The following is a 17,255-nucleotide window of genomic DNA, read 5'->3' on the forward strand; positions in this document are numbered from 1 at the left end:
CATGAGAGCTGGTCACAAGCAGTACGCAACGAGAGGACGAACCGTGAGATCCCACTCAGTGAACTCAACCCGAGTCGCGGTGAGCGACCTGGCTCGGAAACGCTACTGCATCGGCGACGGCAGCTTCTCGTTCGCCGCGGCGCATCACCTCACCGATCTGCTCGACACCGAGAACAAGGCCGCGCGACCCCACGGTCATACCTTCACCGTCGAGGTCGAACTCACCGACACCGAACTGCGGGCACCCGGTTTCGTGGCGGACTACGCCGAACTCGCCCCCGTCGGCGAATACCTCAAGCGCGAACTGGACCATCGCGACCTCAACGCCTTGTTCACCTTCGACACCACCACCGACTCGCTCGCCCAGCACATCACCGCGTGGTTCCTGGCCCACATGCCACCCGAGCGCGGGAAGCAGCTCCACGCCATCCACGTCAATCTCGGCGCAGCCACCAGGTCGCACCAGCACGCCGGAGACGAGTCGTTCACCTTCGAGGCGGCCCACTACCTGGAGGGCCTGCCGGACGGACACAAGTGCGGCCGGCCTCACGGCCATTCCTATCGAGTGGACCTCCAGCTGGACCAGCAGACGAGCCCCCGCCGTCGCGCCAGGATTCGCGCCCTGCTCGCCGAGTACCTCGACCGTCAACTGGACCACCGCGATCTGAACGCCGTGCTCGAGTTCCAGCCGACGTCGGAACTGCTTGCCGAGCACCTGTATGCCTGGACCCTCAGCCAGGCCAACGGACGAGAGGCCACCGCGGTCCAGGCGGTTCGCGTCTGGGAGTCGCCGCGCCGATGGGCCGAGTTCACCCAGGACGAGCGGAGCGGCCGGTGACGATCACGCTGGCCGACGACGAGCTGCTCGTCGCGGAGACATTCGGGCCGACCGTGCAGGGCGAAGGCCCGTCGACCGGGCGCCGTGCAGTGTTCATACGGCTGATGAACTGCAACCTGACGTGCAAGAACTGCGACACTCCCCACACCTGGGACGACACCCGGTTCGACTTGAACGCCGCAGGCACCGTTGTTTCGATCAGCGACCTGCTGGCCTGGGCGACAGCGCAGCCGGTCGACCTCGTAGTGATCACGGGCGGCGAACCCCTGATTCAGCAGCGCCGCCTCATCCCACTCGCGCAGGGGATCGTGTACGCCGGGATGCAGGTGGAGATCGAAACCAACGGCACGATAGCCCCCGCGCCGGATCTGCTCGCGTGGGTGACCAGGTTCAATGTTTCGCCGAAGCTGTCGACCTTCGGCGCCGGGATGCCGATCTCCAGACGGATCAAGGGACGGGTGCTTCGCCGCTTTGCGGTCAGCGGACGGTCGGTGTTCAAGTTCGTCGTCTCGAGCATCGCCGACCTCGACGAGATCACAGAGCTCGTCGAGGTCCACGACCTGGCGCCGGTCTACGTGATGCCCGAAGGCCGGACCGCCGAGGAGGTCACGCGGCGGCTGGCCGAGATCGCCGATCCGGCCATCGAGCGGGGCTTTCACCTGACCACGCGGCTGCACCTGCTCGCCTGGGGAGACCAGCGTGGCCGCTGACCCCGCCGCCGGCCGTGCCGACGTGCCGCCGTACGAGGCTTCCCGCGGTGTGATGATCACCGTCGAAGGGATCTGGGGCACCGGGAAGACGACGACCGCTACCGCGATGGGCGAGCGGCTGATCGCCGCCGGATTCTCGACGCGCGTCATGCACTACGGGCCCAGTCACGGCATCGTGGAACGTCTGTCGGACATGCTCGACACCGCGCCGCTCCGTCGGCGCGACGGCCTTGGCGGCTACGACGCGGCGCACCACGCCACGGTCGACGTCCTGCTGCGGCTGTGCCGGGAGGCGTACCACCACCGTGTCCACTACCGGCCGGCGCTGGCCGAGCACGACGTTGTGGTCGTCGACCACGGCGTGTACTCCAAGCTCGCCTACGCCCTGGCGGTGTTGTCCGAACAACACCCCGACGTGGATCCGGCGCTGCTGTTGACTCAGGTCCGGGCCGTCGCCGCGCCGTGGTTTCTGCACCCCGATGTCGCGCTGTGGCTGGACATGCCCTGGCCGCTGGCCCGCGAACGTGCCATTGACCGCGGCCAGGGCGGCGGCAACCCCGGTTCGGTGGAGCGGCTGCTGTTCCTGCCCCGCTTCAGCCACTCCTACCGCTTGGTCGCCGATGCGCACCCCGACCGCATCCGGCGGATCCGGGTCGGCGCCAGGACCACGCCGAGCGTGCTCTTGGAGATCGACAAACTGCTCTCCCCCCTGCTGCACACCCAGACAGGAGCGTTGCGATGATCGAGACCCGGATCCCCGAGGTCCTTCTGTTCTCCGGCGGACTGGACTCCTATCCCGCCTGGCACTTCCTCGGCTGCCCACCAGGTCTGTACTTCGACCTCGGACACCGTTACGCCAGCCAGGAACGCGCCGCTATCGCTGCGCTCTCCGACGCCGCCGGGATCGAAGTCGAGATCAGCGACGAACTCCGGCTCGGGGCGTGGGAGGCCGAGGACGCGATCATCCCGCTGCGCAACGTGCACCTGGCGATGCTCGCGGCCAACCGCGCGGAAACGGTGTGGTGCATAGGCGTCAAGGGCGACCACACCCTCGACAAGAGCCGCGAGGCGTTCGCCGGCATGGACCGGTTCATCACCGGGTTCTCCGAGCGACCGGTCCGGGTCGACAGCCCGTTCTGGGACATGACCAAGACCGAGATCATCGCCTGGTACTTGGCGCAGGGCCTGCCGGTTGACCACCTGCTGCTGACATTCTCTTGCAGCCGCATCGACGGCAGCACCGTGCATTGCGGCCGGTGCTCCAGTTGCCTGCGCCGCTGGACGTCCCTGGTCAACAACGGCGTTGAGGCCGAGTTCGAGCATCAGCCCTGGACCTGGGATCGGGTCCGCGAGTTCTACATCCCGGCCATGGGCGATGGCCGATACCCCGACCACCGAGCGCACGAGTTCTTCGCCGCGCTGGCCACCGTCGGCGCGGCCGTAGCGAGCTGACAAACCCTGGCAACCCTCGATCGAGGAGCATCTCCATGAAGACATACATCGCCGCACCGCTGTTCTGCGACGCGGAGAAAGGTTTCAACCTCCAGGTCGACGCCGCGGTACGCGCCCTCGGCCTCGCCACCTTTCTGCCCCAGCGCGACGGCGGCGAAGCCGCCCCGCTGGTCCGCCAGGGCCTGGACGAGGACACAGTCCGACGCCGGCTCTACGACCTGGATTGCGCCGCGATCACCGAGTGCCCGATCTTCGTGTTCATCCTCGACGGCCGCGTCCCCGACGAGGGCGGCTGCGTGGAACTCGGCATGGCCCGCGCCCGCGGCGCCGACTGCTTCGGGCTGCAGACCGACTCGCGCCGCTTCGGCGGCACCGACTCCAACAACCTGATGATCGACTACTCGCTCAACGGCGGCATCGCCCACTCGATCGACGAGCTCAGCGCCCTCCTGCGCGCCCACCTCGACGCGCTCACGCCCGCCCCCTCCACTCCACCACCGATCCGACAAGGAGCCCCGCCATGCCCCTGGGCGTCAACCTCTGCTTCGCCGTCAAGCGGATGCCGGAACCGGAACACTGGGCCGCGTTCGTCCGCGAAGACCTCGGCCTCGACCGGGTGCAATTCACCTTCGACCTGCTCGACCCCTGGTGGCCCGACGAGCAGCGCGCCCGGCTGGCCCGCCGGGTACGCGACGCCGCCGCGGCCTACGACCTGATCATCGACTCGTGCTTCGTCGGCCTGGCGCACTACGTGCCCAGCGGCATGCTCGACCCGGACGCCGACGCCCGCGCCGCCGCCGTGACCTGGTGGCAGCGCGCCATCGACCTCACCGCCGAACTCGGCGCTCCGGCCGTCGGCGGCCCGCTCGGCACGATCAGCGAGGCCGACGCCGCCGATCCCGACCGCCGAGCCGACCGCCAGGACGAGCTTGTCGACCACCTCGAACGCCTGGCCCGCCGCGCCACCGACGCCGGAGTGCGCGAGCTGCTGGTCGAGCCCACCCCGATCCTGCGGGAGTACCCGGCCTACATCGACCACTGCCAGACCCTCCTGAACACCCTGCGCGAGCGCGGGATCGACAACGTCGGGCTCACGCTGGACACCGGGCACGCGCTGTTCCAGCGGCTGCACGGCGCCGACGCCGGGATCGAGAGCTGGATCCACAACCTCGGCTCACGCATCCGGCAGATCCACCTGGACAACACCGACGGCCACGGCGACCCGCACTGGGGCTGGCCGCACCCGCAGGGCACGTTCGACGTCGGCGCACTCGCGACCTGCCTGGCCGACAACGACCTGGCCGACATCTCGGTGATCCTGGAGGTCTACCCGCGGTTCGAGGACGACTCCGCCGAGGTGCTGAAGCTGCTCACCAGCTCCGTCGAGTACTGCCGCGCCCACCTCCCCGTCGACGCCCAGGTGGTCCGCGATGCTGCCGCTGGCTGAGCTGTATCCGCGCGACCGGCTCGCGGTCGAGGTGTCGCTGTGGTCGGCCGACTTGGCCGACCTCGGCGCAGAGGTCACTCGGTTGACTCCCTACGCCGACGTCTTCCACATCGACGCCTCCGATACCCGCTTCGTGCCCAGCCCGCTGTTCTTCCCCGACCTGGTCGCGGCGCTGCGCCCTCGCACGACTGTTCCGTTCCACGTCCACGTCATGGCCGAGCGCGCCCTGCCCTTGGTCGAGGACTTCGCCCGAGCCGGGGTGGACCTGCTGTCCGTGCACGCGGAGGCCGAGGACATCGCCGAGGCCCTGCAGGCGATCCGGGCACTGGGCGGCGCCGCCGGCCTCGCGCTGCGCCTGGACACACCCGTCGACACCGTCGCCGCGCACCTGGACGACGTCGACTTCGTGGTCCTCATCGGCACACCGCTGGGAACCAAGGGCACCACGATGGACCCGGCCGCACCGGATCGCGTCCGGCACCTGCGGGCACTGGCCGCAGGCACAGGCCGATACCAGCTTCCCGTGATCGCCGACGGCGGCATCCGCGAGAACACCGTCCCCGCGCTCGCCGCCGCCGGAGTCGACGCCGTGGTCGCCGGATCGCTCCTGCTGGGCAGCGACGACCTCGCGGCCACCGCCACCTGGCTGCACAATCAGCGGGGCGACATGGCGTTCGACGGAGAGCGCGTCGAGGAGCGAACGTGACACCGGCCGCCGCAGGCCCGTTGGAGAGCTGGGTGGTCAGCGTCGACCTGTGGGGAACGCTGATCACCTACGGCGACCGTGACGCCGAAGCCGCCTGGCGGATCCGCGAGTTCGAGACCGTGCTCACCGAGTTCGGCCACGACCTACCCGACGGCCAGGTCCGCGAGGCGATCCTCACCGTGCGCGCGGAAACCCAGCAACGCCAACGCATGACCGGCGAACAACCTCCGGTGCGCGGTCAAGTCGAGCAGATGCTCACCGCCATGCGTCTGCCCCTGGACAAGCGGCTGGTCGACACCCTGCTCGTGCCGCACACCCACGCGGTCCTGCGAGCCTGCCCCGACCTCATCCCCGGCGCGCACACCGCGCTCTGGGCATTGAGGCAGGCCGGAGCCCGGCTCGTGCTGACCTCGAACACACTCGCCACCCCGGCGTCGGTGTCCCGGCTCATCCTCGACGACCACGACCTGACCGCGGTGTTCGACGAGACCGTCTTCTCCTCCGACGTCGGGCTGGCCAAGCCTCGCCGAGAGATGTTCGTGGCAGTCGCCACCGCCGCAGGCACGGACCTGGACCGGGTCGTGCACGTCGGGAACAGCCTGACCACCGACATCCACGGCGCGCTGAACGCCGGATGCCGCGCGGTGCTGTTCAACCCGCGTGGCAAACCCTGCCCGGCCGGCGTGCGGGCCATCACCAGCCTCGACCAGATGCGCGACGCCGTGCTCGCCACCTGCTCCTGAACCCACCGATCCGAGGAACCCGTTTGATGATCACGCCGATGGACATCCCCACGGCCCGCGTCTCTCCATGCCCGCTGCCGCCCGGCGGCCTGGAACTGCTCGTCGCGGCATCAGCGCGCGAAGGCCGTGCTCGACGTCTCCGCGATCTGCTGACGGGAGCCGACGCCGACGGATCGGTCTACCTGGCCCACTCGGACGAGGTGCGCGCAATGCTCAATCGCGGCATCGACCCGCAGCTCTACCACGCCTACCGCGACATCGCCGCGCCCCGTCCCAAGACCGGCCAGCCGGTCGACGGTGCGGACGGCACACACGCCTGGTTCGCAGACCTCGTCGTCTACACCGCGGCGAACCTCGGTGGCAGCCGAGAACTCGGCCGGTCGCTCGGCCACTGGAACACCCCGGCACAGGTCGAAATCTTCCAGTGCCTGTCCGGCCGGGTTCTCATGCTGCACACCAACATCGACGACGACGGAAACTCCACAATGGACTATCATGTGTGTCGGGCTGGTGATCACCTCGTCATTCCGTTCGGTGCCTGGCACCTAACCGTCGTGCTCGACGCCCCAGCGGCGGTGTTCAACGTCTACACCGACGTCGCCGACCTGCTGACCGGACACACCAGCCGGGAGGCGGTCGACAGCGACCTCAAGTACCGAGTGGCGCCCGCACCCGAGCTGACCATCGCGCGCACGGCTTCGAAGATCGCCGTGGTCGGCTCCAGCCGCGAGCTCTCCGAGCGACCTTTGCGGCGTGGCGAGTTCCCGAGCTGGGCCGAGGCCCTACTGATGCCCTCCGGACTAGCGGCGCTCTACCGCCATGCCCCGTCCGCCGAACTGGCCCGGTTGCAGGAGCACGCCGCACATTTCGGCCGCCAACCTATCCCAGCCACGGCGTCATGACGAGCCCGCGCAAGCACCAACCCACGCCTACCGATGTCTCCTGTCCGTTCGGGCCGCTGATCGGCTATGCCACGCCCGCTCGCGCTACGCGCCGCTTCGCCCAGGGCGCGGCCAGCGTCACCCTTCGCGCCGACCGCAGCGAGTTGATTAAGGACGCGGAGACCACGCTCTACTCCTACGAGCGCACCAGGACCGCGGCCAGCCGGTGGACCATCACCCTGCACACCGGCGTGTCCGTCGACCAGGTCGGTGCCAATGCCCTGTTCGCCGACGCCGACGACCACGACATCGGTCCGAATCTGAAGGCCCGGTCGATCGGCGTGCCCGGCGGCCGGGCGTTCTGGATCCGCGACCACGCCACCCTCGTGCACCTCGACCACCTGCTCGGCACAATCACCGTGCACGCCGGCGATCTGAGCGCCGCGCGGTTCTTCGCCGCCCGACTCGTGCGGCAGGCCATGACCGCCCAGCTTCTGGAGCACGACGCGGTCTACGCGCACACCGCCGCGCTCGTGCGCGCCGAGCACGGCCTGCTGATCGCCGGGCCAAAGGGCGCGGGCAAGACCACCACCCTGCTGAGCGTCCTACAACTGGTGGGTGGGGACTTCGTCACCAACGACCGGCTCCTGCTCCGCCGCGACCCCGACGGCGGCACGATCGGCTACGCCTGGCCGATGCACCTGCGCGCCACCGCCAGCACGCTGCGCGCCGTACCGGGGATGACCAGATTCCTGCCCGCCGAACAGCAGCAGAACAGCCCGGCCGGCAAGTCCACGCCCGGCGGCAAGATCGCAATCGAACCGGGCGAGCTACGGACCGCGCTGCCCGACACGCAGATCCTCGGCGAGGTCCGGCCCACGCTGATGCTCTGGCCCTACCGCAGCGCAAGCGACCTGCCGCCCAAGCCAGTGCAGCCGGCCGAGGTCCGCGACGTCCTGGTACGCACCCAGTTCTTCATGCACGATCCGGTCACCCGCGTCACCTCGCACCGCAACCACTGGCTGCTGCCGCCCGACGAAGGCCGGACCGCGCTCGCGCTCACCGGCGTCGCGGACCAGCTCGCCCGGACCGTGCCGTGTGTTCGGATTCCGGTCACCAACTCTCCCGCCATGTTGGCAGCCCGCGTGGCTGCCCTGCTCGACCACGCAGCGACCCGATCGGCCGGGCCGGGTGGTCGGGGATGACCGACCGACGGGCAGGCCGCCTCGCGGAGGACGCGGTCCGCGCCTTGTGCTGGGGCACCGGTGCCGAGAGCCACGAGATGATCGCCCGTGCGGTGGTCGCCGAGCTGGGCGCGGTACTTGAGCAGTCGGTGCGGTCGAAGACGCTCTGCCTGCTGGCCGCGTACCTGCACGACCACCCCGTCCCCGAGCTGGATCGCGCGGTGACGCGGTTCCTCGACAGCACGCTGCGCACCAACCGGTACAAGACCTACGCCTGTCGCGTGGCCGCGCTCGCCGACACGGCGGCGTTGCGCACCGCTGGAGTATCCGCCGTCGTGCTTGGGGGACTCAGCGTGGAGCACTCCCTCTACGCCGGCACCGGCGCCCGCCAGTTCAGCGACATCGACCTGCTCATCGCGCCCGGCGACGCCGACCGCACGTACGCCGTCCTCCGTACCCAGGGCTACCGTCCCAGCGGGGACAGCGGGGCCTGGACGCGGCAGACCGGCGACCCGATCGTCCCTCTCATCGTTGTCGACCTGGCCACGACCCTGCCTCGCGGCGGCACCGACGACGTCCCCTGCCTGCTGGCCCGCCGCGCCGGGATCACCGTTTCCCCGCACGACTACCCGCTCCCCATTCTCGCGCCGTCCGACGCGGTCAACCACATGCTGGCCCGGCTCGCGGCCCGGCCGCGCTGGGCGCTCGCCGCCGACGCGATCCGCCAGGTTCGCACGACCGCCCCGCCCGTCCCGCACCATGCCGACGTCCTCGCCGGCTGGTCGGTGCTGCGTTCGCAGTGGCCTCTGCTGCCTGCCGACCCGGCCCGCCTCACCGTCGACGAGGAGGCGCACCGATGATCATCGCCTTGGCTGGGCTGCCCGGTGTCGGCAAGACCACGCTGGCCGAGCAGCTCACCAGCCACATTCCCGGCGCGCTGTTGCTGCGCAAAGACGCCGTCCGGCACGCGCTGTTCGGCACCGAGCACACCACCTACACCCGCGACCAGGACGACCACTGCGTCCAGGTCCTGTTCGCCACCGCGGTCTGGCAGTGGCTGCGTGCTCCCGCCACGACCGTCGTGCTCGACGGTCGGACCTGGCTTGCCCCCGGCCAGGTCGAGGACCTGCGCGCCTTCGCCGCGACGCACCGGCAACCCCTGCTGCTGCTCGAATGCGTCTGCCCGGTCGACGTCGCTCACGCCCGGCTGGCTGTCGATCAGCAGCACGGCCTTCACCCAGCGGCCAACCGCGCCCCGCAGCTACACCAGGAACTCGCCGCCACCGCCGTGCCGATCACTGGCCCGAAACTGCTGCTGGACACCGGAAACCCGGTCGCGACCAACCTCGACATCGTCCTGCGCCACCTGGACACCCTCGCTCCGTCCGACGCCGTGACCCGTCCGCCAGCCCCGACCACCGTGGAGACCTCGTGACCACCGAACTGCCAGGACTGCTGCTGATCGCGCAAGCGACCGTCGAGCACGGCGCGGCGTTCTTGCGCACCCACCGCCCCCGCACCTGCACTGGCAAGGGCGACCGGGACATGGCCACCGACGTCGACCTCGCCATCGAACGAATCCTGCGCGACGAGCTGACCCTCGCTACCCCCGGAATCGGTGTCCAAGGCGAAGAAGAAGGCGGCCCGACCAGCGGCACCCGCTGGGTCATCGACCCGGTCGACGGCACTGCCAACCTCACCCACGACATCCCGCTGACCGGCATCTCCCTGGCCCTGGTCGTCGACGGGGATCCTCTGCTCGGAGTCATCGCGCTGCCCCAGCTCGACCGCACGTACTGGGCAGCGGACGGTCTCGGCGCCTGCCGGGACGGCCACCCGATCCGCATCGCCGGCCCGGCCCGGCTGGATGAGGCGATCATCGCGGTCGGCGACTACGGCACCGGACCCGACGCCGCCGCCCGCAACGCGGCGATGCTGGCGATCCACGCCGCCCTCGCGCCCCGAGCGCAACGCATCCGGATGCTCGGATCCGCCGCGGCCGACCTCGCGCTGCTGGCCGACTCCGCCCTCGGCGCGTCGATCACTCTCGGCAACCGGACGTGGGACATGGCCGCCGGAGCCGTCATCGCCCGCGAAGCCGGCGCCCACGTGACCGATCTCGACGGCACCGACCACACCACCGCCTCACGCTGCACCATCGCCGCCGCACCCGCCCTGATCGAGGACATCCTCGACATCGTCCAGCGTGCGAGCACGATCAACGGCTTCACCGGCGAGGATGTCGTGGCGTGCTGATCACGTTCGAGGGCCTGCCCGGAGCGGGCAAGACCACACAGAGCCGGATGCTCGCGAGGTGCCTGGAAGCCAGCGGGCATCCCGTCACCGTCCTCCCAGACCTGGCCACCCTGGACACCGATCCCGTCGCGGCCACCCTCGTCGACCTGCTGCGCACCGGCGACGACCCCTTCCTACGCAGCGGCGACGCCATCACCGACACCATGATCACCGCCGCCATCCGAGCTGACCTCGTCGCCACCGTCCTCGATCCGGCGCTGGCCGAGAACCCAGCCGCGGTCGTGATCGAAGACCGCGGCATCCACACGATGGCCTCCTACGCGATCGCCGCCCTACTCCGCCAGCACCGCGCCCCTACCAAGGTCGCCCTCGACTGGCTGAACGCCCTCGCAGCTCTGGCCGGACCGCGCCCCACCCGAGAGTTGTGGCTACGGGTACCCCCGGAAGTCGCCGCCCGTCGCGCCGACGAACGTGGCGGAGACCGCCGCCCCGCATTCACCGGCGAACAACGCGCTCACCTCTCCTGGGTCGACCACGCCTACGCACTGCTTGCCGAACAAGACCCCCAGCTCACCGTCCTCGATGTCACTGAGCTCGACCCGGTCGACACTCACCACGCAATTCACGCCATCCTGCGTCAGATCAGCCAGACGGGCGACATCGACCTGAGCCCGTGTGCGGGGCACCACGACACCGCCGAGCCTGTCTCCTACGCTGGCCCCGCCAGCCCCCGTCCATCCGTGCCGAGCCGAAACCGAGAGTCCGAAACGATGACCACGTTGGCCAGCCGCCGCGAGAACACCGCTCCCACCGACCTGCTCAGCGCCCTGCGCACCGCGCGTGCAGCCGGAGCCGACGCACTGGCCGCCACACTCGACGAACACGGGTTGCGCGCACTCGACGGTGGTCGCAACAACGACGTCTTCGCCTGGACCGCGGCCCCCACGCCGATCTGCATCAAGCTCTACAAGAAGACCGACCGGCAGCGCGTCGAGCGCGAATGGCACGGCCTCATCCACGCCGCCGGCCTGGGCAGCGCACCGGAACCGCTGTGGCTCGACGAGGACCCCGAACACCCAGCCCTCGGCATGACGCTGCTGCCCGGCTCCCCGATCCTCGACGTCCTCGACCCGGCGTCGGCCATCAGGTCGCTAGCCAACACCACCCACGCTCTGCAGAGCGTTCCACTGAAAGAGCCGCTGGCCGGCCTGGAGCGCGTCGACTCCATCGGCCACTACATCGCCCGGCTCACCGATGTCTGGCCCGGCCAGCTCGCCAACGCCGCCGACGATCCCCAGACCCCGGAGATGCTCGCTCTCCTGCACCGCTGGGAGAACAGCGGCGACGCCGAACTGCTCGCACAGCCCGCTACCCGCGTCTACTCCCGCGGCGACGCGAACCTGCTCAACTGGCTCCACGACGGCGAGTCCACCTACGTCGCGGACTTCGAGTTCAGCGGCTTCTCCGACATCGCCGTCGACGCCGCCGACCACATCGAGCACATCAGCGCCCGCGTCATTCCCGACGACGTCTGGACCAGCGCCGAAGCCGATCTCGGCGTCACGCCGGGCAACCGCGCCCGATTCGACGCCGCGCGGCGCACCATCGCCTTGCGGTGGCTCGCCGTGCTGTGGAGGCAGCGCACCAAGCGAGTCGAGGAGTTCACCGCTCTGCACGAGCGGGTCCGCGCCCTCCAAGGCTGATCACGACTGTCCACCACCCGCCAGCGACGTCAGCACGGAAACCGGGTCGAGGTCGCCAGCGCTGAGCATCGGCACGACCGCGAACAAGCCGGCCGCGAGCAGCCGCGTGTCGGCAAACATCGCGAGGCCGTCGAGCTCCTCCCGCTCGGTCCAACGGAACGGATGCTCCGGCTCTCGGACCACCTCATCAGGGTCGGTGACGAAGGCGACGTACTGATGATCGACATGCACGTGACGCTCCCCGCAGTGCCCATCCGGCGGTACAGGCTGCTCGGTGATCCACCACGGCATCGTCAGCACCGTGCGCGGAAAGGCGGGCGGGACTGCTGGACCAGGGGGCCGCACCAACCGAACCCGCCGGCCAGTTTCCTCTTCGACCTCGCGAAGTGCGGCATCAACCTGCGACTCGCCCGGTTCGGCATGACCACCGGGGATCATCCAACGCCGCAGGCGAGGATGCTCGATCAGCCCGAGACTCCACACTCCACCGACCAGACTGAAGATGAACACGCTCGATGTGAAGTGCTTGATCACTCCATGAGTTTGCCAGGCCCGACCGGCACGGCCGCGCATACGTGCGCCGGCTGGCAACGGAAGCGCATCTCGACGAGGACTGTGACGAGGAGGGCATGCAGCTATGCCAGTCTGGCCGCTGCTCCGTCAACCCGCCGAATCCCGATTTGCCCCTCGGTCGACGGGCTGATCATCAACCTCACCGCCGACGACGGGACGCGAGACATCTCGGACTTGGCTGTTCTTCGACATGGCTTCTCGTCGGAAGAGCCCAGCGTGCCGAAGGCCGTCGACCCGGGCCAGGGAGAATGCATCGCATGTCAGCGACCAGCCTGGACGACATTCGGCGTGCCCTGTGCATCAACGACGCAGCCGCTGCTATCGGTCTGCGGGAGTGTGCCTGGCTCGACGTCAAGAGCGGCCCATATCGGCTGGATAGCGCAACCGGGAAGGAGGAGTTGGTCAAGGACGTGGCGGCGTTCGCGAACGCTGTGACCGGCGGCCTCCTCCTGATCGGGTTCAAGACGCAGGTCGAGGACGGTGAAGAGGTTGTCTCTGAACTGGGCCCGATTCCCAGGGACAAGGTGGACCTCGACCAGCACCGCAAGATCATCCGGACCCGCGTGATGCCGCCTCCACGCGGCTTCACCGTCGAGTGGATCGACTGTGGCGGTGCGCGCGGTGTCCTGGTCATCGACATCCCCGCCCAATCGCAAACACGACGCCCGTTCGTCGTACCGGGACCGTCGGGAAACGACAAGGCGAGTGACCGGTCGGTCGCGGTTCCGGTGCGGGAGGCAGACGGTACCCACTGGTTGCCGCAGTCTGAGATCCGCCGACTGCTGGCGCTCGGCTGGGCGGAGGCCGGCGGCCCCAGCGAGGAAGTGCTGTCTGCACTGGTCACCGAGGCGGTGTACACCGCCAATCGCGCCACGGATGCCGCACGACCTGCATATGAAGTCGGAGTCGGCGAGCCGGGCTGGAGACAGCCGTTTCGGCAGGCGTACGAGCGGGCGCGTCAGCTGATTCAGTTGAGTCGACCAGCGACGGAGGTCTATCGGATCGGCCCAGGTGTGGCCCAGGGGTTCGAATCGGGCGGTTCGGCTGATGGGTGGGTCATTTGTGCCTTACCTGACCATCTACCGGTCACGATCGCCGAATCGGTATGGGACGGGCTGCACGCGGCGGGGAGCGGAGTGCCGGACGGCGATGTGCTCGGCGCCCTCGGGCTTCCGTTCATCGAGCAGGACAACGTGCGGTCCGGGCGGGTCGTCAACGAACTGGCCACCGTGGTCGAGTTGCGCGGAGGACGCTGGGGAACTGGCCGGCTGGTGCGTGCCGACGCCAGTCGGACCTGGAGGTGGGAGCCGAGCCCTGGCTTCAGCCTCACCACAACCCGCTACTCCGGGAACTGGACCGGCGGAGGCGCGCCGCCGCTGCTACGCGTTCGGGCGATCGCAACGCTCCCGTCGGTCGGGAATGGAGAGCGAGAGATACCGACCGCGCGGCGACGCGAATTCGCCATGACCTTGCCGATCAGCGAGCTGGCCGGCGCCGTGACCATCCTGTCGCAGCGGCGTGGCGCGGACTTGCGCGCTGCTCAGTGGAAGCCAGGTCCCAACCGAAACGCTGGTGATGCTGCCAGCTTCTCGACCACGATCGAGACCTCCGACCACCGCTCGGCGCTGTCCAGCGAGGTGATGGCGGCGCTGCCGAACGCGACGTCCTCGGCTGTCGTGACCTGCGCCGAGCTGCGGATAGACGACCTCGGGGCCTGGGCAGACGCGCTGGGGTTGCCAGACGGGCGAGCAGCTGGCGCCGACCTCCGGCTCTCGCTGGACGAGTTGACCGAGTTCCTCTCCGCGGCATGGCAGACCGCAACCGAGGTACTGCCGACGCTCATCACCCCTGACCCGCGCAGCGGCCGATGGGCCGGCCCTCCGACCGTAGAGCTGCGGTTGAGCGCCGAACAGCAGCATGGTGATCCGGGACCACCGCCGCTACTGACCGACCTGGTCGACTTCGCGGCATTCGGCGAGCGCGCTGATGACCAGCTCACGAGCATGGCCGTGACGATCACCGCGCCACCGCAGCTTCCACGGGAACTCCGCCGGACCCTGACTCGCCAAGCGCTCGCGTATATGGGTCAAGCGTTCGGCTTCACGGACGCGTCCGAAGATCAACTGTAGAGATTGGCGCGTTCCTCGAACGTATGTACGACTCGGGTGTATGTTGCAGGTCATGGGCCCGCAGACGCGTGCGAACAGCCGGCCAGACGGCGCGCTGCGCTGCCGCGTTGACGAAACTGGCACGCAGGTCGCCCGTCTTCCCCACTTGCATAACCGGCCATGACCTGATGATCGTCGACCGGTAATCACGAGCTGCCGAACGTGCGGGGTTCCCTCGTGCATGCACCGCCTTTTGGCGCACTGCATGATGGCTACTGCCAGGCCGTCGGTCGAGGGAAGTTGTGTCCAGGGACTGTCGCCACCAATATGGCAGCGCAAATTACGTATTTCAAATTTCTAGTCAGACAGGGTAACTTTCCAAACGGTTGACCGAGGACTGACGCCGTACGTTATGCAGCGCAAAAGTATCTCACCTTCGCCAGCAACTTCTATATCTGTTATATCGGCCAGTCCCGTAAGTTCAACTATGTCCGAACGCCGATGCGTGACGGTATTGAATATATAGAAGCACCAACCATTGCCATATTTGTTGCGCGCCAAGATTGCAACCCTTTGTTCGTCTAAGGCGGCAACGGCGGAAGTGTATAGATCGGATGGCGAACTCACGATTTCCGCACCTGAAGGCGAACCGGTATCCGATAGATCAACTAATGCGTAACCGTTCCCACTAGTTGTCACGAATACACTTGTCGCACCCATTGGGCAGACATCCGCAACCTTAGCCTTACATGTAATATCCAAAAGATTCTGATTGCCGGGTTCTTTCCCGATTCTCTCAATGCTTGGAGGCTTCGAGTAGAACAAGCTTGAAGTGCCTGGGCAAAACAACCAGATGTTGCCATCGATGTCCCGGGTAAGCTTACTGCCAGCGACACCACACGCGGCGATAGAAAGTATCGATTCGAGAGGATTCCAGCGTACGGTGGCTATACCTCTACGAGGTGGCGGTACTACGCTCCGGCCGTCATGCCCTCGCAGCGCGACGATGCTTCCGCCGGGTTCTGCGTATGCAGTGCTGGTACAGTCACTCAGCTTCAGTAGCATCATGCTGGAGCCGTTACTCGGATCAACTTCCTGCACGCCGTACTCGCCAGTAAATAGAAACCTGCGATCGTTGGTGACACTAAAACCGTCAGTTTCATAATGGGACCCGCTGCCGATGACGACCGGTTCAAGCGAGAACGTAATTTTGCGACGATTGTCACCGTAGAAGCTTCCTCCTTTCGGCGTGATCACGTCAGAATTTGGTGGACGCGAGCACTCGAAAGAAAGTCTCTCTCGGCTAAGGACATCCCATTGTGATGGCGCTGGATACGGATTCTCGTACGGCGGGAAAAGTACCCCAATAGGAACGAATGATCCGCCATGTCGACTACAGTAGGACATAATACGGTGCATTAGCTCTGCGGGACCTATCAAGCCGGAGAGCATAGACTCTACATGGTCACGGTTTAGTAGAATTATCTCAGGATGGCTCGCGGAAAAATCATATACATGCCTGGTATAGCCTGACATGGAGACCAAGACGCCAAGAACCCCAGGAGGTCGAACCCGCAGTCGCAGAAGCAGCTTTGCTAATGGATCTGCACTGATTGCATCCTTCCCCCATTTCGCTTCAAGTATATAATACGTGTTTCCGAGAGAGAAGCCGACATCAATCTCGTCGCGCCCTTGTAGTCCGGTTTGATCTGAACATGCCTCTACGCCCCACGCCTTGAAAAGGTCCGCAAGAAGTAGGTTGAGCTGCTGGCCCCGGGCCTGCGGTGTTATGCCACTCGCCTGGTGCAAGGTCTCATAGCGGGCCATCAAAGCTCGTAGGGCGTGCTCCATGCGGCCTATTCTGACATCGAGTACCCGCAGGCGTGTGTCCTCCGGCAGCACACCGCAGTCGCGCCGCGCCTGGGCCAATGATGCCGGCATACCCCGGGGCACTGGCAGAGCCGGTCAACGGCCACTGCCAAGCGCACGCGTAGTCGCCGATATGCGAAATGTGGGCAAGCTCCGCTGCCTGCGCGGGAGGCAGACCTTCCTGCCGCGCTTCCCAGGAACCGGCCGAACAATCGGCGATCAGCCGGGCCCGGTCATCAAGGGTGAGCGCGTCGCTGGGTACTTCCACGACCTCGCCATCGGTGCTGGAGGGCGATTCGGGGATCCAGCACGAGCCGGAGAGAGCCCCTCGAGGACGTGGGTGCGATGGCGGTCAGGGTCAGTGCCTGGCGCTGTCATGGTCGTGTTCCCCCTCGAATCGGGTGCTGGTGGTCGGCCCGCGCGCCAAACACTTGTACGCGACTTTGGCGTGGTCAGAACACCCGCCTGCCCACGCGGTAGGTGCCATCCGGCGCTCGGACGACGATCAAGGTCGCGGCGGCGTGCTCGCTACTAGGGTAGCTGCCCACAGCGCAGGCGGTGCTGATGTCGCCGGCCACCTCGACGTTGGCGGCGACATCAGTGCCTGGTGCCTCCGGCGGGATGACGGCGCGAGGGTCGCGGACGCTGCTGCGGCAGTGCCAGTCGACGAACTGAGCCCAGTCGCTACCGGTCGTGCCGTCGCGTAGTTGTTCGTCGCGAACGTGCTGGTCGTCGGAGACGTACGGTCGCACCCGGTCGATCCATACTGTCGGGCCTGGGTCGCG

17 protein-coding genes and 2 pseudogenes are annotated in these 17,255 nt (G+C 67.7%); 15 read left to right on the forward strand and 4 right to left on the reverse strand.

All coding sequences use genetic code 11. The features are described from left to right. Positions 1-58 precede the first annotated feature (58 nt). The 14 genes and pseudogenes from LOZ83_RS01510 (at position 59) to LOZ83_RS01575 (ending at position 11,920) form a co-directional block, all read left to right on the forward strand. Positions 59-838 carry a 6-carboxytetrahydropterin synthase gene (locus tag LOZ83_RS01510; protein WP_236788052.1) on the forward strand — a complete coding sequence of 260 codons (780 nt, stop codon included), beginning with the start codon at positions 59-61 and terminating at the stop codon, positions 836-838. Then, positions 835-1,548 (forward strand): 7-carboxy-7-deazaguanine synthase QueE, encoded by a 714-nt coding sequence (locus tag LOZ83_RS01515; RefSeq protein WP_236788053.1) that lies wholly within the window; start codon positions 835-837, stop codon positions 1,546-1,548. The genes LOZ83_RS01510 and LOZ83_RS01515 overlap by 4 nt, the downstream gene beginning before the upstream one ends. Continuing rightward, positions 1,538-2,290: a hypothetical protein gene (locus LOZ83_RS01520; protein ID WP_236788054.1), complete on the forward strand. Its 753-nt coding sequence runs from the start codon at positions 1,538-1,540 to the stop codon at positions 2,288-2,290. Before LOZ83_RS01515 ends, LOZ83_RS01520 begins: the two co-directional genes overlap by 11 nt. Continuing rightward, entirely contained in the window at positions 2,287-3,000 is a 714-nt protein-coding gene (locus LOZ83_RS01525) for a 7-cyano-7-deazaguanine synthase (protein ID WP_236788055.1), read from the forward strand. Before LOZ83_RS01520 ends, LOZ83_RS01525 begins: the two co-directional genes overlap by 4 nt. 35 nt (positions 3,001-3,035) lie before the next feature. Continuing rightward, positions 3,036-3,356 (forward strand): annotated as a pseudogene (locus LOZ83_RS01530) (nucleoside 2-deoxyribosyltransferase); the annotation flags it as partial. A 164-nt stretch (positions 3,357-3,520) separates the two neighbouring features. Next, a complete protein-coding gene (locus LOZ83_RS01535) occupies positions 3,521-4,447 on the forward strand; it encodes a sugar phosphate isomerase/epimerase (RefSeq protein ID WP_236788056.1) in 927 nt (308 codons plus the stop codon). Continuing rightward, positions 4,431-5,153, forward strand: a complete 723-nt coding sequence (locus tag LOZ83_RS01540; protein WP_236788057.1) for a ribulose-phosphate 3-epimerase — start codon at positions 4,431-4,433, stop codon at positions 5,151-5,153. The genes LOZ83_RS01535 and LOZ83_RS01540 overlap by 17 nt, the downstream gene beginning before the upstream one ends. After that, entirely contained in the window at positions 5,150-5,896 is a 747-nt protein-coding gene (locus tag LOZ83_RS01545; protein ID WP_236788059.1) for an HAD family hydrolase, read from the forward strand. Before LOZ83_RS01540 ends, LOZ83_RS01545 begins: the two co-directional genes overlap by 4 nt. Positions 5,897-5,922: 26 nt before the next feature. Next, positions 5,923-6,798, forward strand: coding sequence for a hypothetical protein (locus LOZ83_RS01550; RefSeq protein WP_236788061.1), 876 nt, complete (start codon positions 5,923-5,925; stop codon positions 6,796-6,798). Continuing rightward, positions 6,795-7,982, forward strand: a complete 1,188-nt coding sequence (locus LOZ83_RS01555; RefSeq protein ID WP_236788063.1) for a hypothetical protein — start codon at positions 6,795-6,797, stop codon at positions 7,980-7,982. Before LOZ83_RS01550 ends, LOZ83_RS01555 begins: the two co-directional genes overlap by 4 nt. Beyond that, positions 7,979-8,821 carry a nucleotidyltransferase family protein gene (locus tag LOZ83_RS01560; RefSeq protein ID WP_236788065.1) on the forward strand — a complete coding sequence of 281 codons (843 nt, stop codon included), beginning with the start codon at positions 7,979-7,981 and terminating at the stop codon, positions 8,819-8,821. The genes LOZ83_RS01555 and LOZ83_RS01560 overlap by 4 nt, the downstream gene beginning before the upstream one ends. After that, a complete protein-coding gene (locus LOZ83_RS01565) occupies positions 8,818-9,396 on the forward strand; it encodes an AAA family ATPase (protein ID WP_236788067.1) in 579 nt (192 codons plus the stop codon). The genes LOZ83_RS01560 and LOZ83_RS01565 overlap by 4 nt, the downstream gene beginning before the upstream one ends. Next, positions 9,393-10,217, forward strand: a complete 825-nt coding sequence (locus LOZ83_RS01570; RefSeq protein ID WP_236788069.1) for an inositol monophosphatase family protein — start codon at positions 9,393-9,395, stop codon at positions 10,215-10,217. Before LOZ83_RS01565 ends, LOZ83_RS01570 begins: the two co-directional genes overlap by 4 nt. Then, the gene (locus tag LOZ83_RS01575) at positions 10,211-11,920 is read left to right on the forward strand and encodes a phosphotransferase (RefSeq protein WP_236788071.1); all 1,710 of its coding nucleotides are present in this window, start codon (positions 10,211-10,213) and stop codon (positions 11,918-11,920) included. Before LOZ83_RS01570 ends, LOZ83_RS01575 begins: the two co-directional genes overlap by 7 nt. Here LOZ83_RS01575 and LOZ83_RS01580 read toward each other — a convergent pair whose 3' ends face one another. Next, a complete protein-coding gene (locus LOZ83_RS01580) occupies positions 11,921-12,454 on the reverse strand; it encodes an NUDIX hydrolase (RefSeq protein WP_236788073.1) in 534 nt (177 codons plus the stop codon). It abuts the gene before it with no gap. A 296-nt stretch (positions 12,455-12,750) separates the two neighbouring features. Between LOZ83_RS01580 and LOZ83_RS01585 the strand changes: the two genes are divergently transcribed. After that, positions 12,751-14,622, forward strand: coding sequence for an ATP-binding protein (locus tag LOZ83_RS01585; RefSeq protein ID WP_236788075.1), 1,872 nt, complete (start codon positions 12,751-12,753; stop codon positions 14,620-14,622). Positions 14,623-14,958: 336 nt separating this feature from the next. Here the strand turns inward: LOZ83_RS01585 and LOZ83_RS01590 are convergent, their stop codons facing one another. The 3 genes and pseudogenes from LOZ83_RS01590 to LOZ83_RS01595 form a co-directional block, all read right to left on the reverse strand. Beyond that, positions 14,959-15,858: a hypothetical protein gene (locus tag LOZ83_RS01590; protein WP_236788077.1), complete on the reverse strand. Its 900-nt coding sequence runs from the start codon at positions 15,856-15,858 to the stop codon at positions 14,959-14,961. Between the two features lie 204 nt (positions 15,859-16,062). Next, positions 16,063-16,542: pseudogene (locus tag LOZ83_RS40695) on the reverse strand (restriction endonuclease); the annotation flags it as partial. A gap of 380 nt (positions 16,543-16,922) precedes the next feature. Continuing rightward, the gene (locus LOZ83_RS01595) at positions 16,923-17,222 is read right to left on the reverse strand and encodes a hypothetical protein (protein WP_236788079.1); all 300 of its coding nucleotides are present in this window, start codon (positions 17,220-17,222) and stop codon (positions 16,923-16,925) included. Between the last annotated feature and the right edge of the window lie 33 nt (positions 17,223-17,255).

This window comes from Amycolatopsis sp. GM8 (assembly GCF_021653975.1).
In the GTDB taxonomy this organism is placed as follows: Bacteria; Actinomycetota; Actinomycetes; order Mycobacteriales; family Pseudonocardiaceae; genus Amycolatopsis_E.